Source organism: Clostridium sp. YIM B02569 (assembly GCF_022320765.1).
Lineage (GTDB): Bacteria > Bacillota > Clostridia > Clostridiales > Clostridiaceae > Clostridium > Clostridium beijerinckii.
Genome location: NZ_JAKJJX010000018.1, coordinates 25015 through 49700 on the forward strand (window position 1 = coordinate 25015; position 24686 = coordinate 49700).

Annotated in this window: 21 protein-coding genes and 2 pseudogenes; 19 read left to right on the forward strand and 4 right to left on the reverse strand. The window is 29.3% G+C overall.

Translation table 11 applies throughout. The features are described from left to right. Nucleotides 1-166: 166 nt before the first annotated feature. Entirely contained in the window at nt 167-328 is a 162-nt protein-coding gene (locus L3B96_RS16535; protein WP_170816481.1) for a hypothetical protein, read from the reverse strand. 475 nt (nt 329-803) lie between these two features. Here L3B96_RS16535 and hisS point away from each other — a divergent pair, with 475 nt between their 5' ends. From hisS to L3B96_RS16550, 3 genes and pseudogenes are all read left to right on the forward strand, one after another. Then, on the forward strand, nt 804-2099 hold the full coding sequence (gene hisS / locus L3B96_RS16540; RefSeq protein ID WP_238948110.1) for a histidine--tRNA ligase: 1296 nt from the start codon (nt 804-806) through the stop codon (nt 2097-2099). Nucleotides 2100-2125: 26 nt separating this feature from the next. After that, a pseudogene (locus L3B96_RS16545) lies at nt 2126-2587 on the forward strand (triacylglycerol lipase); the annotation flags it as partial. A gap of 642 nt (nt 2588-3229) precedes the next feature. After that, nucleotides 3230-3868: a lactate utilization protein gene (locus L3B96_RS16550; protein WP_238948111.1), complete on the forward strand. Its 639-nt coding sequence runs from the start codon at nt 3230-3232 to the stop codon at nt 3866-3868. 223 nt (nt 3869-4091) lie between these two features. On the opposite strand, the gene L3B96_RS16555 is transcribed toward L3B96_RS16550, so the two are convergent. Then, nucleotides 4092-4931, reverse strand: a complete 840-nt coding sequence (locus L3B96_RS16555) for an AraC family transcriptional regulator (protein ID WP_238948112.1) — start codon at nt 4929-4931, stop codon at nt 4092-4094. Between the two features lie 327 nt (nt 4932-5258). Between L3B96_RS16555 and L3B96_RS16560 the strand changes: the two genes are divergently transcribed. The 6 genes and pseudogenes from L3B96_RS16560 to L3B96_RS16585 all read left to right on the forward strand — a co-directional run bounded on the left by L3B96_RS16560 (nt 5259) and on the right by L3B96_RS16585 (nt 13609). Further along, on the forward strand, nt 5259-6977 hold the full coding sequence (locus L3B96_RS16560) for a DUF2264 domain-containing protein (protein WP_238948113.1): 1719 nt from the start codon (nt 5259-5261) through the stop codon (nt 6975-6977). A gap of 36 nt (nt 6978-7013) precedes the next feature. After that, nucleotides 7014-8165 (forward strand): glycoside hydrolase family 88 protein, encoded by a 1152-nt coding sequence (locus L3B96_RS16565; protein ID WP_238948114.1) that lies wholly within the window; start codon nt 7014-7016, stop codon nt 8163-8165. 696 nt (nt 8166-8861) lie between these two features. Further along, a complete protein-coding gene (locus tag L3B96_RS16570) occupies nt 8862-10235 on the forward strand; it encodes a glycoside-pentoside-hexuronide (GPH):cation symporter (RefSeq protein ID WP_238948115.1) in 1374 nt (457 codons plus the stop codon). An 85-nt stretch (nt 10236-10320) separates the two neighbouring features. Continuing rightward, nucleotides 10321-10527: pseudogene (locus tag L3B96_RS16575) on the forward strand (His/Gly/Thr/Pro-type tRNA ligase C-terminal domain-containing protein); the annotation flags it as partial. A gap of 454 nt (nt 10528-10981) precedes the next feature. Next, nucleotides 10982-11137 (forward strand): zinc-ribbon domain-containing protein, encoded by a 156-nt coding sequence (locus L3B96_RS16580; protein ID WP_008425645.1) that lies wholly within the window; start codon nt 10982-10984, stop codon nt 11135-11137. Between the two features lie 993 nt (nt 11138-12130). Further along, entirely contained in the window at nt 12131-13609 is a 1479-nt protein-coding gene (locus tag L3B96_RS16585; RefSeq protein WP_238948116.1) for an Lsa family ABC-F type ribosomal protection protein, read from the forward strand. A 63-nt stretch (nt 13610-13672) separates the two neighbouring features. Here the strand turns inward: L3B96_RS16585 and L3B96_RS16590 are convergent, their stop codons facing one another. After that, nucleotides 13673-14041 (reverse strand): metal-dependent transcriptional regulator, encoded by a 369-nt coding sequence (locus L3B96_RS16590; RefSeq protein ID WP_012059278.1) that lies wholly within the window; start codon nt 14039-14041, stop codon nt 13673-13675. Between the two features lie 569 nt (nt 14042-14610). On the opposite strand from L3B96_RS16590, the gene L3B96_RS16595 reads away from it, so the two are divergent. From L3B96_RS16595 to L3B96_RS16625, 7 genes are all read left to right on the forward strand, one after another. Continuing rightward, complete coding sequence (locus L3B96_RS16595) at nt 14611-14910, forward strand: DUF2325 domain-containing protein (RefSeq protein ID WP_038457681.1); 300 nt, start codon at nt 14611-14613, stop codon at nt 14908-14910. Nucleotides 14911-15125: 215 nt separating this feature from the next. After that, the gene (locus L3B96_RS16600; protein WP_238948117.1) at nt 15126-16076 is read left to right on the forward strand and encodes an AraC family transcriptional regulator; all 951 of its coding nucleotides are present in this window, start codon (nt 15126-15128) and stop codon (nt 16074-16076) included. A 138-nt stretch (nt 16077-16214) separates the two neighbouring features. Continuing rightward, nucleotides 16215-18065 (forward strand): ABC transporter ATP-binding protein, encoded by a 1851-nt coding sequence (locus tag L3B96_RS16605; RefSeq protein WP_238948118.1) that lies wholly within the window; start codon nt 16215-16217, stop codon nt 18063-18065. Further along, on the forward strand, nt 18062-19813 hold the full coding sequence (locus L3B96_RS16610) for an ABC transporter ATP-binding protein (RefSeq protein WP_238948119.1): 1752 nt from the start codon (nt 18062-18064) through the stop codon (nt 19811-19813). Before L3B96_RS16605 ends, L3B96_RS16610 begins: the two co-directional genes overlap by 4 nt. Before the next feature lie 658 nt (nt 19814-20471). Next, complete coding sequence (locus tag L3B96_RS16615; RefSeq protein WP_077867774.1) at nt 20472-20732, forward strand: TfoX/Sxy family protein; 261 nt, start codon at nt 20472-20474, stop codon at nt 20730-20732. Nucleotides 20733-20757: 25 nt separating this feature from the next. Beyond that, nucleotides 20758-21279 (forward strand): cysteine hydrolase family protein, encoded by a 522-nt coding sequence (locus L3B96_RS16620; protein ID WP_238899639.1) that lies wholly within the window; start codon nt 20758-20760, stop codon nt 21277-21279. Between the two features lie 38 nt (nt 21280-21317). Further along, entirely contained in the window at nt 21318-21887 is a 570-nt protein-coding gene (locus L3B96_RS16625) for an alpha/beta fold hydrolase (protein ID WP_238899640.1), read from the forward strand. A 271-nt stretch (nt 21888-22158) separates the two neighbouring features. Here L3B96_RS16625 and L3B96_RS16630 read toward each other — a convergent pair whose 3' ends face one another. After that, on the reverse strand, nt 22159-22713 hold the full coding sequence (locus L3B96_RS16630; protein ID WP_039773369.1) for a nitroreductase family protein: 555 nt from the start codon (nt 22711-22713) through the stop codon (nt 22159-22161). 158 nt (nt 22714-22871) lie between these two features. Here L3B96_RS16630 and L3B96_RS16635 point away from each other — a divergent pair, with 158 nt between their 5' ends. The 3 genes from L3B96_RS16635 (at nt 22872) to L3B96_RS16645 (ending at nt 24669) form a co-directional block, all read left to right on the forward strand. Beyond that, nucleotides 22872-23225, forward strand: a complete 354-nt coding sequence (locus L3B96_RS16635; protein ID WP_238899642.1) for a helix-turn-helix domain-containing protein — start codon at nt 22872-22874, stop codon at nt 23223-23225. Nucleotides 23226-23335: 110 nt separating this feature from the next. Continuing rightward, on the forward strand, nt 23336-23851 hold the full coding sequence (gene idi / locus L3B96_RS16640; protein ID WP_238948120.1) for an isopentenyl-diphosphate Delta-isomerase: 516 nt from the start codon (nt 23336-23338) through the stop codon (nt 23849-23851). A 608-nt stretch (nt 23852-24459) separates the two neighbouring features. Continuing rightward, nucleotides 24460-24669 (forward strand): alpha/beta-type small acid-soluble spore protein, encoded by a 210-nt coding sequence (locus L3B96_RS16645; RefSeq protein WP_012059270.1) that lies wholly within the window; start codon nt 24460-24462, stop codon nt 24667-24669. Nucleotides 24670-24686 lie beyond the last annotated feature (17 nt).

The following is a 24686-nucleotide window of genomic DNA, read 5'->3' on the forward strand; positions in this document are numbered from 1 at the left end:
GCATAAGATAGTTTAATTGAAAAATAAAATTATTTAGAGTGTATATAACCCATATAAACTTCATTTGATAATCTATATATTATCTTAATGAAGTTTATATGGGTTATTTTTATGGATTGGAATTTTATTTGAATTAGTATATGCTTGCATCTTAATACAATTAGTTTTATTTTGAACTATCTGATGAATCTGAAGAACTTGTTATATTACCTTTTTTAGAAGCAGACTTTTTAGCACTACCAGAGTAAACGCTGCTAACAGAATTTTGTACTGAATCATCTGAATTTAGTATCTTTAAACCTTTAACGTCGTATGCATTTCTAACCATAATTTATATTCCCCTTTCACTTTTTATAAACTAGTAAAATTTTGATAGACTTAATTTAACTAACAAATATATTTTGTCTTGATTTCTTTAGTTTATGACAGGAAGTTTATCACTTTGAATGATTATTATAGTATTAAAAATCAGTTAGAAACAGTAAAATTACTATTGAAAATAAGATTAGCATATTGTATAATGATAGAAATTAAAATTTAGGAGAAAATATTATGAAAGCATTTAATATGAAAACAATAAATTTCATACATCATCACCAGTAAGACTTGGTCTGTTTAAAGAGGCAGATACAAGTCTATAATTCGTAGGCTTGTATCTGCTGGTGATGATAAATTAAATGTCAGTAATAATTTGTTAAGCCATGTAGGAGATATGCCTGCATGGCTTTTTGTTATTTAAAGCAAAATATAAAATAATTTATCTATCAAATATAAAAATTAATTATTAGAAGGAGATCAAGATTATGAAGAATAATAAGATACAACCAAGTATATTACCAGGATTTATGGAACTATTGCCTAAGGAGCAACAAATATTTAAAGACATGGTAAGAAAAATAACTAAAGTATATGAAGAAAATGGATTTTTGGAAATTGATACTCCAGTCATCGAAAAGTCTGAAGTATTATTAGCTAAAAGTGCAGGAGAGACAGAAAAACAAGTTTATAGATTCAATAAGGGAAGTAATGATTTATCTTTGAGATTTGATTTAACAGTGCCTTTTGCAAGATATTCAGCGCAGTATTTTAATGAATTAACCTTCCCATTTAAAAGGTATCAAATTGGAAAGGTATATAGAGGTGAAAGAAATCAGAGGGGAAGATACAGGGAATTCTATCAGTGTGACATTGATATTATAGGTAATAACAAGCTTAGTATTAATAATGATGCATTTGTAATAAGTATGGTTTCTAAAGGATTTAAAGCTATCGGTTTAAAAAAATATAAATTTCAAATAAGCAATAGAAAGATATTATCAGCTGTTTTAAATGGTTTAGAGATTGTTAATGCAACTGAAGTTCTAATATTAATCGATAAGTACGATAAAATAGGAGATGAAGAGTTTAAGAAATCATTAAATGAATTAATTGGAATAGAAAAAGCAGATATTATTAATAAAATTATAAATTTAGATGGAAGTAATGAAAATATATTAGATCAACTAAAAAATTTAAATTTCAATTCAGAGGAGTTTGAAAAGGGTTTAGAAGAACTTGAAGCAGTTAAAAAAATGCTGAAGATTTTTGGTGTAGAAGATAATGAATATGTAATTAACTTAAAAATAATAAGAGGGCTAGATTATTATACAGGGACAGTATTTGAAACATTTTTAAGGGAAAACGAAAAATATGGCTCCATATGTTCAGGTGGAAGATATGATAACTTAGCACAAAACTACACAGATAAAGTATTACCTGGAGTAGGTATATCCATCGGCCTTACGAGATTATTTTTTGTATTAAAAGAAATAGGATTTCTTAACGGCTACAAGGTAGAAAAATCAATGGAATATTTAATAATACCAATTGGTGATACACTTGAATATTGCACCGAGATATATAAAAAATTTATTGATAAAGAAAAATATGTAGAAATATATCTTGAAGATGATAAATTAAAGAAAAAACTTAACTATGCTAATAAATTGGGGATACAGAAAGTGATATTAATAGGTGACGATGAAGTAATAAGTAAACAAGTTAAAATAAAAGATATGATTAGCGGTGAAGAAAAAATAGTTGATATTGAGAGACTGTAACTTTTGCATAGCATATGAAAAATAGGTGTAAATTTTGTGATCTTACATGTAAACTTCCTGATAAAATTTATAAAGCTATTGCAAGATTTTTTGATAAAAGTTATAGATTTATAGGTGATAAGAACCCAGACTTTTACACTGCAAGCAGACAGTTTTCAACTTATCATAGTAAAAAATTTAATGAAGAAGTAGATGATGTAGAGCAAGTATATTATCAAAGTTATACATCGATAGTAAAAAATATATTTAGTGATTATTTAGTAGCAATACCTTATATTTTAGTAAACTTAACAGAAGACGGAAATGATGGCTTAGTATCTGTTGATTCTGCTAAATAAGGCTAATTTAAAGTGGGACTTAGAAATAAAAGAATGAGTGGAATATCTCATGTAGATATTATAGAACTAAGAAGAGATGATTATAGATATTCTGATATAATGGAAAAATATGTGGAAATTGTATCCGGACTTAAAAACAAGGGATATTAGGTATGCAATGGATGAGTATTCATATATTTACCTTATGGTTTAATTAAAGTAATTAATTTTAATTGGTATTGTTATGTAAAAATAGATTTATATATTTCTAGGAAAATATTTTTATAGGTATCTATATTTATAGGAATATAAACTAGTTAAATATATAAATATTTATAGGAAACATGCGGGGTTAATGTAGGGGGATTCATGAACTTGGTGATCATGCAGAATTTGAAATTAAGTATAAGGATATATGGAAACATATTAAGCTTAAAGATGACTCACATTTGCAAGAATTTTTTAAAGCTATCCAGAATTGATAACTAAAATAAAAGCTTTAACTTTAAAAAAATATGAATCCTAGAAGATATTGATAAGAGTTTTTGAAAGTTTTAATACTGAATTTATTAAAGAGGTGTTATCTAATATTGAGGAAGATGATGAAAAAGAAAGTATTAGAACTGAGGCAAAAAGTCTCTAACTATTATTCATGGAAGACAAAGAAAGCTCTAATACAAAATAATGCAGCTTCATATAGTCGGTATCTGCAAGATATTAGTCTATATATGCAATGAATTTACAATAACTCCATTATATAATAAAAGAAATTAAATATGAATTATGCAATGGAGTATATTGGAGGATTAGAGCATGAATAAATATAAAAAAATCAAATATCGCTTATTAGCCAAAGAAATGGTTGGTATCTTAAATGAAAAAGGATACATAAGTTATTATGCTGAAGATAAAGAAGAGGCTAAACAAAAAATTTTAAGTTTAATACCCGAAGGTTCAAGCATATCTGTAGGTGGATCAGAAACTCTTGGAGCTATGAATATGATAGAAGAATTTAGAAGTGAAAAATATAAATTCTTTGATAGATTTCAAAAGATGCCATATGAAGAATTATATGAATTATATAGACAATCATTATTATCCGACTACTTTGTTTCAAGCACTAATGCAATAACCCAAAAGGGGCAGCTTGTTAATACAGATTCATCTGGAAATAGAGTTGCATCAATAATTATTGGACCTAAAAACGTAATTATAGTTGCAGGTGCTAATAAAGTAGCTGATAATCTAGAAGAAGCATTTAAAAGAATAAAAGAGATTGCACCTATGAATGCCACAAGAGTTGGACATAAGACACCTTGCACTGAAACAGGAAAGTGCATGAATTGTGAAATACGAAGCTCTATGTGTAATTACACAGGTATAATTGAAAATGGGCGTAAAGAAGCAGGAAGAATAACAGTTATAATGGTTGCTGAAGAACTTGGATTTTAAATATATAAAACAAATTGTTAAATTATATATGACGGATGGACAGACGATAATTTGTATATACTAGATAAGAAAAATAATTCTTAATAGTGGGATTGAAATTGTAAAAGCATTTTCTCAACGAAAGAAAGTGCTTTTATAATTTCAATTTTTTTATTTCTTATTAGAAATGGTAAACAGGTATAATATCCAATTTTTTAAAATCCAATTGAGTACAGCTTTGAGTCTAAATGTGGGTATTATAATGAGATGGTGAGGAGCCTGTAATCTTTTTAAAAGTTCGAATAAAGTTAGAATAATCATTAAATCCGGATAGAGAACAGGTTTCAGATACATTTTTACCTTCTGATAAGAGTTGTTTTGCAAGAGAAATTCTTTTTAACAAAATATAATTATAAATAGTACTTCCAGTTTCTTTCTTGAATAATCTTCCAAGGTATGATTTATCCATAGAAAAATGATGACTAATTTTATCTAGAGACAGATCTTCTGATAAATGTGATTCTATAAAAGTTAATATATCATAAAGCCTTCTAGATAAAGTAAATTGTACTAAAAAATCTTTATTCTGTTGATAAAGCGTATTTATAAAAACTAGTAATTCTACAAGGTAATTTCTAGATAATACGTCACTTCCATATTTTTTATTATGCAAATTATCACTTGATTTTTTGACTAATGATATAAAAATATCCATTTGTCGATCAGATAATAAAATAGCATTATTTTGACCTTTTTCTCTATTTGTAAAACAAGAAAGCAAATTTGTATTATCTGTATTAAACAGTTCGACAAATTGAGGATGAAAGTGAATTAGCAAACGTTCATAGTCCTTAGCGGATGGATTAACAACTCTATGAATTTCTTGGTTATTAATAATAAGAAGAGTTCCTCTTTTTAGGGGGTAAACAGATTTTTCAACCCAATAATTAACATCTCCTTTCAAAAAAAGATAAATTTCAAAACTATTATGTAGATGAAAGGTAGAATTTGTAGCAAAATTAGAATAATTTTTTTTTATGTGAATATGTTCAGGAAGATATTCATAAAAATAACCTTTTTTCATAATGCACCTCTATATAGCAGCTATTTGTAATATATGTAAGTAATTTATAATAATTTCAGTGTATACTAAATGAAATAAAATATCAATTATAAAGTATAGTTGGTGAAACATTAGAAATCAATAAAATTTAAGTTTATAAATGAATAAAATGGATAATTGCATTAACAGAGTTGTGTATTTTGTAATACACATTAATATAGTCGATATTCGCAATATATTTGCCGATATATGCAAAGAAAATACAATAATCCTATTATATAATAAAGTAAATAGTAAATATTTTAATAAATTATCTGAAAAGAATAAAAATTAAAAAGGAGTGATTTAATGGAATTAAAAAAAGAGTATTTTAATAATAAACAAGATGCTCAAGAATTATTAATTAAATTAATCGAACCATTAAAGGAATATTATTCAAAAGAAAAAGCAGAACTTCATATAGGTGATACGTCAGCAGTATATGAGCAGAAAGTAATACCTATGGAAGCGTTTGCTAGACCTCTTTGGGGATTAGTTCCTTTTTGGGCAGGTGGCGGAGAGTCAGAGGAATTTGAAAAAATATATTTAAAAGGTCTTGCCTCGGGTGCAAATCCGTCTAGTGAAGAATACTGGAGTGGTTTTAAAAACATTGATCAGCGTTTTGTAGAAATGGCAGCTATTTCTTATGGATTGTTGATAACACCAGATAAGTTATGGAAACCTTTAACTGAGGAAGAGCAAGACAATTTGGCAAAATGGCTATTTGAGATAAACAAATACGAATTAGCTGATAATAATTGGAATTATTTTAGGGTACTTGTTAATCTAGCACTAAAGCAATTAGGAAAAAGCTATAGTGAAGAAAAATTGGAAAGTGGATTGTCTAGGATTGAAAGTTTTTATTTAGGAAACGGGTGGTATAAAGATGGACATTCTAACCACAAGGATTATTATATATCATTTGCCATTCATTTCTATAGTTTGATTTATGCTAAGGTTATGGAAAAAGAAGATCCAAAAAGAAGTACATTATTTAAAGAAAGAGCTAAAGAATTTGCTCATGAATTTATTTACTGGTTTGATGAGAATGGAGCAGCATTGCCATTTGGAAGATCTCTTACTTATAAATTTGCTCAATCAAGTTTTTGGGCAGCATGTATTTTTGCTGATGTCAATCCTTTTTCGTTAGGGATTATGAAAGGATTGATCGAAAGAAACATTATGGACTGGATTAATGCTCCTATATTTGATAAAAAAGGGATACTGACTATTGGCTATAAATATCCGAACATTCATATGTCTGAAGGATATAATGCACCAGGATCTCCATATTGGGCACTTAAAACTTTCATTATTCTGGCACTGCCTAATGGACATGAATTTTGGAAGGCAAAAGCGGAACCATTGCCAGAGTTAGAAAGTATAAAAACTTTAAAATATGCGGATATGGTAGTTCAAAGAAGATTACATGATGTAGTAGCTTATGTACCAGGGAATTATTCGAAAATCCCACACGTACATTATCCGTCAAAATATTCAAAATTTGCTTATTCAACAAGATTTGGCTTTAGTATTCCTCGTACTAATAGTAGTTTACGTGAGGCTGCACCAGACAGCATGCTTGCATTTGAAGTTGATGAATATATTTTTAATAGAAGAAGATGCGAGGAGTTTAGAATTGAAAATAATGAAATATATTCAAAATGGTCGCCTATTAAAGGGATTATGGTAGAAACAATACTAATCCCAAATGAAAATGGGCACATACGCAGACATAAAGTGAAGTGTGATTATGACTGTATTGCCTATGATTGTGGATTTTCTGTAGCTGTTACTGAGGATGGAAAGTATGAAGAAATTGCAACAGATAGAGAAGCATATGTGATTAATTCATTTTCAAATTGTAAAGTGATTTCTCATAATGAGCATGGACTAGGAACAATTATTGAATCAGAACCTAATACTAATTTGATTAATTCAAAGACAAGGATACCAGCAATAAAATATGAATTGCACAAAGGAGAAAATATATTAGAAACACATGTAATTACACAAGTGATTAAATAGGTTTTATGCTTGAAATAATGGAAAGTAGGAATTTATATGATAAATGAAAATGATAAAAATTGGGTAGACAGTGTAGTAGAAAAGATTACAAACAAGATGGAATGGGTAAGTGAAAAATCGGCTGATAAAATTCCATATACTACAATAGATGGAGAACATGATGATCGTGCCATTAACCCAACTGGAAAGGCAGAAGATGGTATTTGCTGGTGGACTAATGGCTTTTGGGGTGGAATGATGTGGCTTATGTATCACGAAACTAAAAAAGAGCGTTATAAAGAGATAGCTAATATTCTAGAAAATAAATTAGATGCGTGTATAGAAAATTTCTATGGACTTCATCATGATGTTGGCTTTATGTGGCTGCCTACAAGTGTTACCAATTATAAAATGACAAAAAATTCTGAATCAAGAAAGAGAAGCTTACATGTGGCTAACCTTTTAGCAGGACGTTATAATCCAGTAGGTGAATTTATTCGTGCCTGGAATGATGATGGTGAAACTGATAGAAGAGGCTGGGCAATAGTAGATTGTATGATTAATATACCTTTGCTTTATTGGGCTACAGAAGAAACGGGAGACCCAAGATTTAAGCAAATTGCCATGAAACATGCTGATACAACTATGAATGTATTTGTAAGGCCTGACGGTTCTGTAAATCATATTGTTGAATTTGATCCATTTAATGGTGGTTTAGTGAGAACTCATGGAGGGCAAGGTTATAAAGATGGCTCTTCGTGGACAAGGGGACAAACATGGGGAATATATGGATTCTTGATTAGCTATAAACACACAGGAAAAGAAGAATATTTAAATACAGCAAAACGCATTGCAAATTATTTTATTGCCAATATTCCTGAGGATGGAATTATTCCAGTTGATTTTAGACAGCCTAAAGAGCCACGATGGGAAGACTCTACAGCAGCAGCAATTGCAGCATGTGGTTTAATCGAAATAGCAAAACAAGTACCAGAGTTTGAAAAAGATATGTATATGAGTGCAGCACTAAAGCTTTTAAAAGCTTTAGATGAAAAGCGTTGTGATTGGACTACTGAGTGTGATTGTATTCTGAAGAACTGTACAGCAGCTTATAATCGTAAAGAACATCACTTTAATATCATATATGGGGATTATTATTTTATGGAAGCTATCTTTAAGCTTAAAGGCGATGGATTATATATTTGGTGATAAATTTCAAGGGACGTTATAAGAATCTCATACATTGCCAAAATTCTTAGTCCAGATATTAAAATTATACATCATATATTCGTTAAGTAGCTTTTATAATTTGTTCTTTTAGCTTAGTAGGAAAAAGAACAAATTATAAAAGAAGGACTCAAATTTATTGTGGTTAATTTGCCTAAAAACACGTAACAGAAGAGAGTCCATATTAATAGTGTATTAGATAAATCATTAAATTTCAATAAGCAAAGAAAATTAAAGCAGGATTTCGTTGAATAAATGTTTTTAATTCCAAAAAATCAACAACATTTATTAGTTATTTTTTAAACTATATTTATAGAAAACATTATCTAAAGATATATATTTTAGCTGCTGTTTAATATTATGAAATTTCAAAATAACATAATGGAAGATATATTATAACATTAAAAGCAAATCCTGCTTTATACAGATATGCTGAGGAATTAACTATAAGAAAGATAAAATTATTCAAGTATAATTTTATAAATTTAATGTAAAGAAACTTACATCATAAATTTATGCTATACGCTATGTTTATGAATAATTTGAAGTAAATATAAATTAATTAAAAAAGCAGAGGGTAATAGGAAATTTGGTTTATTTTAAATCAAATGTAATCGATTATCAAGAGGGACTTAACATAAAAATATACATTTATATAAAAGAAAGAGGAGTATAATTATGAAAAAGTTTGGTTTGAGTGATAAAATAGGATATTTATTTGGTGATTTTGGAAATGATTTTTTCTTTACATTTGTTAGCTCGTTTTTAATGTTGTTTTATACAGATGTCATGGGTATTAGCGGAGCTATGATTGGGGTAATATTTTTGGTAGCACGTATCTGGGATGCGTTTATGGATGTTGCATGGGGACGTTTTATAGATTTATGTAAACCTGGAAGGGCTGGTAAATTTAAACCATGGATGATACGTATGGCATTTCCGCTTGTAGTATTTGGTGTATTAACATTTAATAAATTTCCAGGCATGTCAGATAGATTTAACTTAATTTATGCATTTGCAACATATATAATTTGGGGATCATTATATAGTACAGTAAATATTCCGTATGGTTCTATGGCTTCAGTTATTACATCCGATCCTACTGAACGTGCAAGCCTTTCAACTTACAGATGTGTTGGTGCAGCAATAGCTGGAATAATAATTAGTGTGGTTGTTCCTCTTACTGTATTTATTAATGGTAGAGCTGATGCAGGTAGATTTAGATTGGTTGCAATTGGATTCGCAATTTCAGCAATGATATGCTATTCATTATGCTATTTTCTAACAACAGAACGTATTGTAAGTCAAGGTAGAAAAGAAAAGCTCTATTGGAAGGTGACACTTGCAGGTATAAAGAGAAACAAGCCTCTATTAGCACTTGTAACAGCAGCATTAATACTACTAATTTCAAATATGCTTTGTCACTCTATGAATGCATATGTATTTAAAGATTATTTCCATAATACAAAAATATTGACTATTGCTGGAATAATAACAACATCATGTTCAATTATAGCCGCACCATTTGTTGCACCATTGGTAAAGAAATTTGGTAAAAAAGAATTTGCTTGTTATAGTGTTGCGGCAGCGGTAGTTGCATACTTCTTGTTGTTTATTTTACCAATAAAAAATGTTAATATATTTCTTGCAATTATGTTTATTGGACAACTTGGAATAGGGGTATTTAATATAATAATATGGGCCTTTGTTACAGATGTTATCGATTATCAAGAATATTTAACCGATACACGTGAAGAAGGTACAATATACTCAATATATTCATTTGCACGTAAGATTGGGCAAGCAGTTTCAGGTGGATTTGGAGGAGCTGCACTTGGAATGTTGGGGTATGTTGGAGGAGCCGCTTCTCAAACAGCGCAAGTGGCAACTAATATTAAGAATTTTTCAACATTAACACCTGCAATTGCATATTTGATTGTACTTTTAATATTAGTATTCTTATATCCATTAAATAAAAAGAGACTTGATGAAGTTCTTGCAGAACTTGAAGAAAGACGTGCTGCAAAAGCTGAAAATATAGGAAATAATTAGAGTATAGATGTAAAAGAATTAATGGAACATATAATAAATAATATTGTTCATTAAGTTCAATAAGATAGAAAATGAAGGGTTTAAGAAATCATTAAATGAATTAATTTGACTGGAAGAGTATGTAGAAATATATCTTGAAGATGATAAATTAAAGAAAAAACTTAATTATGCAAATAAATTGTGGATACAGAAAGTGATATTAATAGGTGACGATGAAGTAATAAGTAAACAAGTTAAAATAAAAGATATGATTAGTGGTGAAGAAAAAGTGATTAGTATCGAAGAAATTTAGGATTCTCTATATTAAGAAAACAAATTAAATTTTTCATGGTATAGATATCCAACTCAAAAGATATACTTATACTTTATTATTTGTATCTAATTTCGGTTTTTCCACACATAAATCTAGTTTTAAAGTTGGATATCTATATTTCCATATAAAAACACTATACTTTAAATGAAATGTAGTGTATACTACAGTAGATTTATGAATGTTTAAAGTGCTAGTTTTGATGTTTATATTAAGAGTTATCTTACAATCTTTTTTTATAATTTAACCATTCATAAATTACAGATATAAAAAATTAAGCAATTAATGAAATAAAAGGTTGCTATTTAAAGTAAAAGCTGTTATAATAAATTTTGTAAGAAAAAGAAAAAGGTTTTTTATAGATAGTATGGATTTCTCCTTTTAGAGAATTATATGAATCGATATTAATCTTTAATTTTAGAAGGAGGAATTGAATATGCAAGATAAAACTTTAGTATGTAAAGATTGTGGAAATGAATTTGTTTTCACAACTGGAGAACAAGAATTCTACAAAGAAAAAGGATTTGACAACGAACCAGTTAGATGTCCTGATTGTAGAAGAGCTAGAAAGCAACAAAATAATAGAAGATAGTTTTGATTATTTTAGGAGTTATAAGATTTTCTTATAACTCTTTTTTGATTCTTTAGAGGTGTGCGTAAACACAAAAGTATTCGCAAAGTATAATGAAAATAGTTTTATTTTCGCAGGAAATTACAATTAAATCAGTGGTATTGTACCCTCTGTGGGTATAAATTATGGAAAAGGCTGATTTAGAAGATCATGTTTTAGAGGAGAATAAAAAAGAAAATGTATTCGCCTATCAGAGGTTGATATGTAATAAATCTCCAGATTCAAAGTAGTCTGCGATTTTGTTCTATAGTCTGAAAATATTAAAATATATAAAAAAACAGGTGAGAAAAATGATACGATAATTGCTACATTTTAGATTTTATAGTAAATAAATTTTTACTATAGAGGTTTTTATAATGTGAGGGTTCTTGAGTGGTTAATCCCTAAAAGCTGCTTTCCAAAAAATTAGTTAATACCAAACCAATAATAGAGCAAAGAATCTATTTTATATTTTGAGAAATTCTTGAACTTATAAAAAATCAACGTAGGAATATCTTATGTTGATTTTTTTTATTTATGGTGGTACAATATCATTAAATTTGAAATTTGAGGTGAAATGATGATTAAATTTTCTTGCTAATTTTTAAAGTGCAATATAATAGAGGAGTGAATGAGTGGACTCAGTTTATTTTGTTGTACCTATGCAAGAAAGTTATTCTATTTTCTCTTAATATATATTTTATGTTATGCTATATAAATTGGCTAAACTATGTGTATTTATGAGCTGTAAGAATAATAATTTCTTGCAGCTCTTATTTTTTTCTAAATTATAATTATAAGGAGGTGAAAAGTATCATGGAAAATAAAGATACAAATCTAACACATGACAATCTTCATATAAAGCCGGATACTTCAAGCGACGTTTATATTTATATGAAGTAGAAGCAGTCGCCTAATTTTCCGACTTTGTTATTTTAGATTAATAATAAACTAATTACAAAGGAGGACAAATGAATGTCTTTAATAAATGTTACAAACCTTACCTTCTCTTATGATGGGAATTATGATACTATTTTTGAAAATGTTAGTTTCCAAATTGATACTGATTGGAAATTGGGATTTACGGGAAGGAATGGACGAGGAAAGACTACTTTTTTGAATCTTTTACTTGGAAAATACGAATATACTGGAAATATTTCAAACAACGTAAATTTTGAATACTTTCCGTATGAGGTAGAAGAACAAGAAACTTTTACAATAGATGTTATAAAGGAAATTAGCCCAAATTCAATGGATTGGGAAATAGTGAAAGAATTATCCATGTTAGATATAGATGATGATATTCTATATAGACAATTTTATACTTTATCAAAAGGAGAGCAGACCAAGGCATTGTTAGCTGCTATGTTTTTGAAGGAAAATTCCTTTTTGCTTATTGATGAACCTACAAATCATTTGGATGCTGAGGCTAGAAAAAAACTTAGTAATTATTTAAGAAAAAAGAAAGGATTTATTTTAATTTCACATGATAGGGCCTTTTTAGATAATTGTATAGACCATGTTCTTTCAATAAATAAGACCAATATAGAAATACAGAAAGGTGATTTCTCAAGTTGGTGGGAGAATAAAAAGAGACAGGATGGATATGAGTTAGCAGAAAACGAAAAACTTAGAAAAGACATTAATCGTTTATCGGAATCTGCTAAGCGAACTAGTAGCTGGTCAAATGAAGTGGAGAAATCGAAAAAAGGAACAACTAACTCTGGCTCTAAGCTTGATAAAGGCTATGTTGGTCATAAATCTGCTAAAATGATGAAGCGTTCCAAATCAATTGAAAGTAGACGAGAATCTTCAATTGAAGAAAAATCTAAGCTTTTAAAAAACATTGAAAGCTCAGATAGCTTGAAGATCTCTCAGCTTGCTTATCATAAAAATAAGCTTTTGGAACTCGAAAATGTGTCGATATTTTATGAAGATACAATGGTTTGTAAAGATGTCAATTTTAGTATTGAACAAGGTGAAAGAATATCACTTAAAGGTAAAAATGGAAGTGGAAAATCAAGCATTATCAAGCTTATTTGTGATGAGAATATAAAATATACAGGTACCTTTAGAAAAGGCAGCGGACTAAAAATATCATACGTGTCACAGGATACTTCTTATCTTAAGGGAAACTTGACTAACTATGCTCTTGAAAACAGCATTGATGAAAGCCTTTTTAAAGCAATTTTGAGAAAACTCGATTTTTCAAGAGAGCAATTTGAGAAGGATATATCATCCTTTAGTGGTGGGCAAAAGAAAAAAGTACTGATTGCAAAAAGTCTTTGTGAAAAAGCTCACTTGTATATTTGGGATGAACCCCTTAATTTCATTGACGTTATTTCTCGTATGCAGATAGAAGAGTTGTTGCTTGAATATTCACCAACACTACTTTTTGTAGAACATGACAGTGAGTTTTGCAAAAATGTTGCAACAAAGATTGTGGAGCTTTAGTTAAATCAATTTAAACTTATTAAAGTGGGGAGCAAGGCTCTCCACTTTTTGGTTATCTATTGTTTAAGTATTTTTATTTACATATTTCTTCATAGCCTCAAAACTCTCATTGCTTATAACATGTTCAATTCTGCAGGCATCTTCAACAGCAACTTTCTCATCTACACCAATAGATTTTAACCAGTTAGAAAGAAAAGTGTGCTTTTCATAGACCATATTTGCTATTTCTTTACCTGCGTCAGTGAGAACTATATTTCCATCATCTGTTATAGATATATATTCTTTTTCGCGAAGATTTTTCATAGCAACGCTTACACTGGATTTTTTAAAATTAAGCTCTGTAGCAACATCAATAGAACGAACTGCATGTGATTTTTGGCTTAAAATTAAAATTGTTTCTAAATAGTTTTCGACTGATTCATTTATAGCCATATAAAGACCCTCTTTCAATAAAATCTATGTAATGAAATTTAAATTTTAATGAAGTAAGTATATCATAATGTATATTTAACATCAAATTTAGAGGAAGAATAGTATATATGAAAATCATTGTGATGAGAATATAAAATATAAAGGTACTTTTAGAAAAGACAGCAGACTTAAGATATCATAGGAGTCACAGTATACATTCTATCTGTGATTTTATGAGAAAAGTCATTAATGCACTGGACAATCTTACTAGAATATATTAAACTAGTATTAGTTAGTTGAGACTAACTGATACTGTTTTATTATCCAATAGTTCAATTGTTTTGAATTTTTGTGATGATTTTATCATACATGTTATTGTGAAATAGGGGCACTATATAAATATAATATTGAGTTAGTTAAGACTAACTTTGAATAGAATATTAGGTAACAATAAAAAAGATGAAATTAAAAATTTTTAATATTTATAGATAAAACATAATAGTTAAAGGAAATTATATTGGCGAATTGCCGAAAAGTAAATTAACTTAAAAATATTATTATATAGTTAGATAGGAGAGGTGAAGATAGAAATGAGTATTGTTATAATTGGTGGTCATGATCGAATGGTTTGTGAATACAAAAAAATATGTAAGAATTATAATTGTAAAGCAAAGGTTTTTACTCAAATGCAAGGTAATTTGAAAAAGCAAATTGGAAAGCCTGACTTGCTTGTATTGTTTACAAATACTGTATCGCATAAAATGATACAATGCGTGTTATCTAATAATGATACAAATGAAGCTGAATTAATACGATGTCATCAGAGCAGTGGAACTGCGCTAAAAAAAATACTAGAATACAAGTGTTCTAATATTAATAGTAATAATTAAAGTTTAAAATTTATTTAAAGGAATTCAGAAATATTGTACAACTATTTTAAGTAGCCGTACAATATTTCTTTTTTATAAAATTGGATTATGTTTTGGAGCTAAAGATAATGTTTTGGGCTTGTAAGAAAAAAATGGAATATAGTATAATTCAGTATAGTTAGTTAAGACTAACTTGGCTGGAGTGTTTAAATTATAAATATAAGAGGTGAATTAGTTTGGAGAGAATAGATATCCCAGGGTGTGGTAGTATTTGCATGCATGAAATATTTCCTGGAATTGTACTTAACTATGAAGAGTTTAAGTGTAAAGAGTTATCATTATTCGCAAATGAACAAGTCATGCCAAAAATAAGTGGGGAAATGATTGAAATCGGATATTGCCATGAAGGACGTATTCAGTGTGAATTTGAGGGAGGCGTATGTGTATATATGGGAAGTGGAGATTTGTATGCAGGGCTTATGGGAAAATATCCTCCTGTTAATACATTTCCAGTCGCAGAGTATAAAGGAATTTCCATATACATTTATATTGATGAAATTTCTAAGTGTTTACCTGAAATTTTAAAAGACGCCTTGATTGACATAAATGCTTTTCAGAAGAGGTTGTTTCCCTCAGAAAAATATTTCGTAAAAGTTGGAAACTGCATTAATTGGGTAGGGGGAAAGATAGAAAGAATTTTTCTTGATTTATTTAGTTTGCCTGATTTGCCAGAAGCAGTTATAGAAAGTTATTTAAAGATTAAAGTGTTAGAACTTATTTTGCTTTTAAATGAAACTTGTGCCAATGAAAATGAAGCTAAAAATAAATACTATTTGAAAGCGCAAACTGAAATTGCTAAAAATGTTCATGATGAGCTTGTTAAAAACCTGTCTAATAATATTACACTTAAGCAGATAGCAGAAAAATATAATATAAGTCAATCAGGGCTTAGCAGTTGCTTTAAAGCAATTTATGGTAAAAGTATCGCAAAATATATAAAGGACTATCGAATAGAATATGCTGCATCTTTGCTTAGAAAAACTGATGAAACTGTTATGAATATATCAGTGACAGTTGGATATGAAAACCAAAGCAAATTTGCAGCAGCTTTTAAGGAAGCAATTGGGGTGAATCCAACAGAATATAGAAAAGGAGATATGACTACGTTTGAAAATTTAACTTTATGAATCTAAATGGTATCTACCCCAATAATAATCTAAATTATTAATTTATAAATGAGTGTTAATCTACGTTAAATTGTAAAATGGTACGTATTATAATCATATTACTTTGAAGAAATTATATAGTAGAAAAGAGGAATTTAAATGAGTAAAAAGAAAGAAGGACTTTCAAGAATGATGGAGTTCGCTGGAAGGCATAAGTTTTTAACTTTGCTGGCATTTATTCTGTCAGCTATAAGTGCTGTTTTAGCATTAGGACCATTTGTCTGCTTATGGTTTGTAGCAAGAGAGATTATTACGTCACTTCCAAAAGCACCTAATGTTAATGAACTTTCATTTTATGGATGGCGCGCTGTATTGCTGTCTGTAATAAGTATGATTATATATTTTATAGCACTTATGTGTTCACATGTTTCTGCATTTAGGATTGCAAGAAACATGAGAATTAAGGCTATTCATCATATAGTAAAACTTCCATTGGGATTTTTTTCAAGCAACAATACTGGGAAGCTCCGAAAGGTTATTGATGATAATGCAGGTTTAACAGAGACATTTTTAGCGCATCAGCTTCCAGATTTAGCAGGAGCGATAGTATCACCAATTGCAATATTTGTTTTACTGTTTATTTTTGATTGGAGACTTGGAGCAGTGTGCCTAATTCCTACAGTAATAGGTGTTCTTTGCTTGAAAAAATTGATGGGGGGAGAGAAAGCAGATTCTATAAAAAAATATCAAAATGCTCTTGAAGAAATGTCCAATGAAGCTGTGGAATATATCAGAGGAATTCCAGTAGTAAAAGTATTTCAACAAACTGTATTTTCTTTTAAGAGTTTCCACGATTCAATTAATAAATATAGTAAATTTGCATCTAGTTATGCTGCTGAGTGTCAGATTCCTATGACTATCTTCACAGTAGCTGTCAATGGGGCTTTCGCATTTTTGATACCAGTTGGTATTCTCGTTATTAAAAATACATCAGATTATAAAGGTTTTTTACTTGATTTTATATTTTATGTATTATTTACACCAGTAAGTGTTAATATGTTAACTAAGATAATGAAGATAATGGAAAACATCATGGTGGCTAAGGAGGCAGTTAAAAGGATTGATGCTATTTTGGATGAAAAGCCTTTAAAAGAGCCAGAAGATCCACAAAAAATAAATGGAAGAAGAGTTTCTTTTGAACATGTTACGTTCACTTATCCAGGAAATACGTCGCCTACAGTAGATGATATAAGTTTTTCTATTAATGAAGGTGAAACTATAGCATTAGTAGGGCCATCTGGTAGTGGAAAAAGTACGGTAGCAGGCTTAATACCACGATTTTTCGATGTTAATAAGGGGAATGTTAAAATAGATGGTGTTGATGTTCGGGATGTTTTAAAAAAGGATTTAATGGACAAAGTTTCCTTCGTATTTCAAAATACAAGGCTCTTAAAAACAAGTATCTTAGAAAATATTAGAATAGCAAAACCAAAAGCAACAATAGATGAGGTACTTGAAGCAGTTAGAGAAGCACAATGCGCAGATATTATAGAAAAGTTTCCAGAAGGCATTAATACGGTAATTGGTGGAAAAGGAATATATTTATCTGGTGGAGAGTGTCAGAGAATAGCTTTGGCTAGGGCTATATTAAAAGATTCACCGATTGTAATATTAGACGAGGCAACAGCATTTGCAGATCCTGAGAATGAGAGTCAAATACAAAAGGCTTTCGAAAAACTTACTAAAGGAAAAACAGTGCTTATGATAGCTCATAGATTATCTACTATATGTGGAGCGGATAAAATCTTAGTTATGTCAGGTGGAAGGATAAAAGAACAAGGAAAGCATGAAGAATTATTAAAAGAGGACGGCATATATGCTCATATGTGGAATGAGTACTGCAGATCTATTTCATGGAAGGTAACAAAGAAATTAGATGAGATTAACGATAGCTATTTCAAGAAAAGTAAGAGGTTAGGTAGAGGTAATGACAAGGAGGTTCTTATATGATTAATATGCTATGTGATAAATTTGCATTGACCAAGCAAGGTGCAAAAGATTTGCTACAAGGAATACTTTTTAGTACACTGGCAGATATTGCTTTAATGATTCCAGTGGGGCTAGTTGTTATGGTTATTAGAGATATGTTAGCTCCAATTACAGATGGTATAAACAGTAATTTACAACTGTCCAAATATATTATAATGATTCTTATAACATTAGTTATATTGTTTGCTGTAAATTGGATGCAATACAAATCTTCATTTATTGCAGTTTATGGTGAAAGTGCTAACAGAAGAATAAACTTAGCTGAAAGACTAAGAAAGCTTCCTTTATCTTTTTTTAGAATGAGGGACTTATCTGATTTAACAAATTCGATTATGGTAGATTGTACAGATTTAGAACATGTATTTTCGCATGCAATACCGCAGTTTATTGGTGCTATTGTATCTACAATACTTGTTGGAATTGGAATGTTGATTTTTGATTGGCGTATTGGAATTGCACTTTTGTGGGTAGCTCCTATATCGTTTTTAATAGTCATTTGCTCTAAGAAACTGCAAAATAAATTTAGCATAAAAAACATCGCTGCGAAACGAAAAGTGGCTGATGGAATACAGGAATGTCTAGAGACTATAAAGGATTTAAAAGCTTATAATCAAGAAAAAGAATATCTTTTAAAGTTAGATGATATTATAGATAATGCTGAAAAGATACAAGTTAGAAATGAGCTTACTACAGGAATTATGGTAGTTAGCGGACAGATGCTTCTAAAAGTTGGCTTTGCCACAGTGATTTTAATAGGTGGAACTCTTCTTGCAAAAGGAAAGACGGATTTATTTATATATTTAGTATTTTTGATTGCAGCTTCAAGATTTTATGACCCAATTTGTGATTCATTAATGAATCTTGCAGATATATTTTCATCAAGCCTTAAAATAGAAAGAATGAAGAAGATGCAAGATCATCCAGTTCAACTTGGATCAGAGATATACAAAACAAATGGATATGATATAATTTTCAATCATGTAGCATTTTCGTATGATAAGAAAAATAACGAAAAAGTTTTAAAAGACGTATCTTTTACTGCGAAGCAGGGACAAATAACTGCTTTAGTAGGTTTATCAGGAGGCGGAAAAAGTACAGTAGCAAAGTTAGCAGCAAGATTTTGGGATGTTAATGAAGGAAGCATAACTCTTGGGGGAGTAAATATAAATTCTGTGGATCCAGAAGTACTTCTTAAAAATTATTCTATAGTATTTCAAGATGTAATACTATTTAATGATACAATTATGAATAATATTCGTTTGGGGAAACGTAATGCAATAGACAAAGAAGTAATAGCGGCAGCTAAGTCAGCATGCTGTGATGAGTTTATAAAAAGGATGCCAGATGGATATAATACGGTGATAGGAGAAAATGGTTCAACTTTATCAGGAGGAGAGCGTCAAAGAATTTCTATTGCAAGAGCCTTGTTAAAAAATGCTCCTGTAATTTTATTAGATGAAGCAACAGCCTCTCTTGATGTTGAAAATGAGACAAAGATACAAGAGGCACTTTCAAACCTTATTAAAGATAAAACAGTACTTGTTATTGCTCATAGAATGCGAACAATATCAGGCGCAGATAAGATAGTTGTATTAAACGATGGGTATGTAGCAGAGCAAGGAACCCCATCAGAATTATTAAAACAAAATAGAATTTATGCAAAGATGGTAGAATTGCAGCAGGAAAGTTCAAAGTGGAAGATAAAATAAAATTCTTTTAAGGTAGTCATTAATATGGATATCCATGATAGTTTACCGAAATCATAAATATATTTATGATTTCTAGTGAAGATATAGACTTAAGGTTTCAGCAACTTTGTAAATATGTTCATGATTAGTTTATCTATATAGCATAGGACAAATGTATTTTTAAAAGGAATATAATTTTTAGATGATTTAATTTTATAGTCAATATTAGATTTAATGAGAATCATTGCAGAACATAGTTAAATAGAGCATATTCTGAAGAATAAATATTCTTAAGAATTTTAGAATGTATATTCTCGACTAGATGATAAATTAATAATTTACTTAAGTAATCAAGGGGAATCGAGCTGTAACAGGTAAGATTCTCTTTCTTTTTTATTTTCTAGGAGTCTATATTGAAGTGAAATCAATAGATATTGTAACGAGTATAAATTACGAAAAAGAAGGAACTAGATGGTTACATCTCAAGAGAAAATATATTTGAATTCAAAATTCTTCTCATATGGTTCAAAAAAGTAGATTCAAAAAATATGCGAGGCTAGTTATAAAATCAGATGAAATATGTTAAGCTTTTTGATATACTTAAAAATAGAAAAAATTATCTAGGTTTCTTTAAAATGTATTTGATTTTTATTAATCAGATTTGAGAGGAAGTTTTATCATGGGAGAATTATCAAATCTACCTAATATCGGCAAAGAAGTGGAAAGGCAATTGAATCAAGTAGGGATATTTACCTATGATGAATTAAAAGCAATTGGAGCAGAGCAGGCATGGCTCAAGATACAAGAAATTGATCCTTCTGCATGTATCCATAGGTTGCTGGCACTGGAAGGTGCAATTCATGGTATTAAGAAAACAGAGCTATCACAGAAACGTAAAGAAGATTTAAAAGATTTTTATAATTGGAATAAAGGAAAGTAGTAATTTATAAGAGGAGAATAAAAAAATGGTTTTATTAGTAGTTGATACACAAAAATTAATAACAAACGATAAATTATATAACTTTAATGCATTTGTATCGAATGTAGAGAAAATAATTAGTGAAGCAAGGAAAAACGATATTAAAATAATATATATACGTCATGATGATGGACCTGGGAGCGAGTTAACAAAAGGAACTGACGGATTTGAAGTATATGAAAAATTTCAACCAGTTAATGACGAAAAGATATTTGATAAAAAAGTAAACAGCGCGTTTAAAGGGACAGGCTTATTAGAATATTTAATGGATAAAGACGAAAAAGATATAATAATTGTAGGAATTCAAACAGATCTATGTGTTGACGCAACTATAAAATGTGGATTTGAGCATGGCTTCAATATGATAGTTCCTGCTTATGCAAATACAACAGTTGATAATAAATTTATGTCAGCAGAAAATAGTTATAAATATCACAATGAATTTATATGGAATGGAAGATATGCAGAATGTATCTCAATTGATGAAGCTATTAGAAGAATGAGTTAAATAAGGTGTAAATATTTTTTACAAGGAGAAATTATAAAATGAAATCCAATAATATATATGTTATCCATGGTTATACATCTTCAAGTAAATCAGAGTGGTTTCCATGGTTGAAAGAACAGTTTAAAGATAGCTCTATTAAGGTTAATGTTCCGGATATGCCTGATTCTGAAGATCCACATCTTGAACCTTGGATTAATCATCTTCATAAATGTATTATGGATATTGATAAAAATACGATATTAATTGGTCACAGCCTTGGATGTATCACAGCACTGCGCTATATTCTAGAGAAAAACATAAAAATAAAAGGTGCAATACTTATCTCAGGTTTCATGAATAAAAATCCTATGGATGAACAAACAGAAGGTCTTCAAGAATTTGTAGATAGTCTACTTGATGTTGCAAGAATAAAAAGTCTAATTCCAAAGAGAATAGCTATTACTGCAATAGACGATGACATTGTGCCAACAGAGGCAACGCAAAAACTAGCAGAAGAGTTAGACGCAAATCTTATTATTCTTGAATCAGGAAAGCATTTTATCGCGCGTGATGGGTATACTAAATTTCCTGTTTTGTTAAGTGAGATTAAGAAATTAATTGGCACATAGAATATACCTTATTAGAAAGAAGAAACATTTTTATGCAGCAGGCATTGAAAATGAGTTGTTAAAAGCTCTTAATTGTAGGTTGTTCAACTAATGCTTGTCACAATGAAATTGGGAGCAAGCTTTAGTTGGTAAACCTGCAATTTAGAACTTTCAACGAAATTTTCATAGTCCTGTGAAATAACAATGTTTCTTCTTCCTGTAAAGTATTGCATAAGTTCAGGTATTAGTTGAGTTATCTATAGTTACAGATATTTATTGAATCATTTAACCATTATCGTATATAATTCACTACATTTAATTTTCTCTTAGGAGCAATTAATTCTTTGTTTAATGACTTATATCCTAGAGCGACACCATAATAGGCTTCATATCCTTCTGGAATACCGAGTTTTTTTGCTTCATCTTCTAATTTTAAGAAAAACGTTATGAGGCCAATCCAAACAGAACCAATGTTTAAGCTTTCTGCTGCTAAAAGCATATTTTGTATCGCTGCGGAGCAATCAACTTTAGGGGAAAGTGCATTTTTATTACCAGATACAATTATTAAGGTTGGAGCATCGTATATTAAATTTACTTTGGGGTTTGATCCCATATTTTTGATCCAACTGATTTCTGATTGAGCCATTAACTCTTTTGATTTATCATTGATATGTTTTAATATTTCTTTGTTTTGAATAACAGTAAAATGCCATGGCTGATCATTATGACCAGAAGGTGCATATATCCCAGATTCAATGATTAGATCTAAATCTTCTTGTTTTATTTGTGTAGGTAAATATGTTCTTACACTTCTCCTATTTCTTATAGCTTTCAAAACTTCATTCATATAATATCTTCCTTCCTTATTGGTTTTATAAAATAATAGCATTAATAGAATTATCATAAAAGTACGCACAAATTTGATATGTGATATCAAAAATGATACCATTAAGGTAATTAAATAGAAGATAGATTGTTACAAAAATGTGTTAGGAGAATAAATTAATGTCAAAATCAATTGATTTAGAATCGAATTGCCCGATGAATTTAACTATAAATATACTTAGAGGGAAGTGGAAAATAGCAATTCTTTGGCATTTGTCAAGAGGAACTATTAGATTCAATGAATTACAACGGTTATTAACTAATATTACTCAGAAAACACTGACAATGCAGTTAAGAGAATTAGAAAGAGATGGGATAATTTACAGAGAAGTTTATCCAGAATCACCACCAAGGGTAGAATATGGACTTACAAGCATTGGAGAAAGCATGGCGCCTATTTTAAGTGCAATGTGTGACTGGGGAAAAGGCTATAAAAAATTAATAAATGAAGATAATAGTGTTAGCTTATTATAGCAAATTCATATATTGGTTAATGGAAGATGCTTTTTTACTTATATGGCGAATACAATTATTTTAATGATGTAAATTTTGATTATATTAGTTTAAATGGAAGGGGAAATTAAATGGCAGAATATATAATAGCTGTAGATGAGTTTGATAAAGAAATAGGATCAATTGAAAAAATGGAGGCTCACCGTAAAGGAACATTACATAGAGCTTTTTCTATATTAGTATTTAATTCTAAAAATCAATTGTTATTACAGAAAAGAAATTTGGAAAAGTATCATTCACCCGGTCTATGGACAAATACATGCTGTAGTCACCCTAAATACGGTGAAAATTTACAGGATGCGATTTATAGAAGGCTTAAGGAAGAAATGGGTTTTACATGTGAACTTGAAGAAGTATTTAGTTTTATTTATAAAGTAAAACTTGAAGATAATCTTTTTGAAAATGAATATGATCATGTATTCATTGGGAAATATGATGGAGAAATAATTGTAAACAAAGATGAAGTAGATGATTTTAAGTGGGTTGATATTAATGAAGTTAAGAAGGACATTATAGAAAGGTCAGAAGCATATACTTATTGGTTCAAGTATTTAGTTAATAAGGCAGAAAACAAAATATTTAAATAAGTAAGAATTTCGTCTAAATAAAGATTTGGAAATTAATTGTTTTTCAATCAATAGACCAGCAGTAATACCTATCCCAATACCTTCAACAACAAGTCTTAATCTAAAACTATGCCAATGAAATAAAGTTTTATAGGTATTTGTTTTATGTTTTAATTCCATTATTATGCCTCAAATATTGTCGTGTCTCAAAAGTATATAGTATTAAAGTATTTAATACTACAACGTATATTATGTTAGCATATATATATCAATATGTTAATAGGAAAACCTTATTTATGGATTTTGTTATATATATTGGATATATATTGTAGATTGTTAAACTAATGCTTGTCACAATGAAAATGGGAGCAAGCATTAGTGGTGCAAGCTGCAATTTAGCATTTCAGCGATATTTTTATAGCTTTTTGGAATCAAAATATTTATGATTTCGGTGGATTATTGCATAAGTCTAAGTTATAAATATCAATATAATTCTTCAATAGGGAAAAATATTTAATACAAGCTATCAGTACTATTTTTGCTAGTATTTTAATAGATTATAATTTGTCATAATGGTTAATATATTAATGCCAAACAAAATTTATATTAATTAAGGGAGGTTGATGTATATGTCATCAAATAACAGTGGAAGAAATAGAACATTAGTACCAGAAGCAAAGGCAGGATTAAACAGATTAAAAACTGAGGTTGCTTCAGAAGTTGGATTAAGTGATTATGAAAACATCGATAAAGGAAGCCTTTCTTCAAGACAAAATGGATATGTTGGCGGTTATATGGTAAAACATATGATTCAAGATTACGAACAAGGTCTTAAGTAATAACTATAAGACTAAGG

Bases quoted from the DNA above. Each gene is read 5' to 3' on its own strand.
- L3B96_RS16580 (WP_008425645.1), top strand. From the start codon at position 10,982: ATGCAAGATAAAACTTTAGTATGTAAAGATTGTGGAAATGAATTTGTT.
- L3B96_RS16620 (WP_238899639.1), top strand. From the start codon at position 20,758: ATGGTTTTATTAGTAGTTGATACACAAAAATTAATAACAAACGATAAA.
- L3B96_RS16610 (WP_238948119.1), top strand. From the start codon at position 18,062: ATGATTAATATGCTATGTGATAAATTTGCATTGACCAAGCAAGGTGCA.
- L3B96_RS16645 (WP_012059270.1), top strand. From the start codon at position 24,460: ATGTCATCAAATAACAGTGGAAGAAATAGAACATTAGTACCAGAAGCA.
- L3B96_RS16560 (WP_238948113.1), top strand. From the start codon at position 5,259: ATGGAATTAAAAAAAGAGTATTTTAATAATAAACAAGATGCTCAAGAA.
- L3B96_RS16565 (WP_238948114.1), top strand. From the start codon at position 7,014: ATGATAAATGAAAATGATAAAAATTGGGTAGACAGTGTAGTAGAAAAG.
- L3B96_RS16625 (WP_238899640.1), top strand. From the start codon at position 21,318: ATGAAATCCAATAATATATATGTTATCCATGGTTATACATCTTCAAGT.
- L3B96_RS16615 (WP_077867774.1), top strand. From the start codon at position 20,472: ATGGGAGAATTATCAAATCTACCTAATATCGGCAAAGAAGTGGAAAGG.
- L3B96_RS16595 (WP_038457681.1), top strand. From the start codon at position 14,611: ATGAGTATTGTTATAATTGGTGGTCATGATCGAATGGTTTGTGAATAC.
- hisS (WP_238948110.1), top strand. From the start codon at position 804: ATGAAGAATAATAAGATACAACCAAGTATATTACCAGGATTTATGGAA.
- L3B96_RS16590 (WP_012059278.1), bottom strand. From the start codon at position 14,041: ATGGCTATAAATGAATCAGTCGAAAACTATTTAGAAACAATTTTAATT.
- L3B96_RS16585 (WP_238948116.1), top strand. From the start codon at position 12,131: ATGTCTTTAATAAATGTTACAAACCTTACCTTCTCTTATGATGGGAAT.
- idi (WP_238948120.1), top strand. From the start codon at position 23,336: ATGGCAGAATATATAATAGCTGTAGATGAGTTTGATAAAGAAATAGGA.
- L3B96_RS16535 (WP_170816481.1), bottom strand. From the start codon at position 328: ATGGTTAGAAATGCATACGACGTTAAAGGTTTAAAGATACTAAATTCA.
- L3B96_RS16555 (WP_238948112.1), bottom strand. From the start codon at position 4,931: ATGAAAAAAGGTTATTTTTATGAATATCTTCCTGAACATATTCACATA.
- L3B96_RS16570 (WP_238948115.1), top strand. From the start codon at position 8,862: ATGAAAAAGTTTGGTTTGAGTGATAAAATAGGATATTTATTTGGTGAT.
- L3B96_RS16635 (WP_238899642.1), top strand. From the start codon at position 22,872: ATGTCAAAATCAATTGATTTAGAATCGAATTGCCCGATGAATTTAACT.
- L3B96_RS16605 (WP_238948118.1), top strand. From the start codon at position 16,215: ATGAGTAAAAAGAAAGAAGGACTTTCAAGAATGATGGAGTTCGCTGGA.
- L3B96_RS16630 (WP_039773369.1), bottom strand. From the start codon at position 22,713: ATGAATGAAGTTTTGAAAGCTATAAGAAATAGGAGAAGTGTAAGAACA.
- L3B96_RS16550 (WP_238948111.1), top strand. From the start codon at position 3,230: ATGAATAAATATAAAAAAATCAAATATCGCTTATTAGCCAAAGAAATG.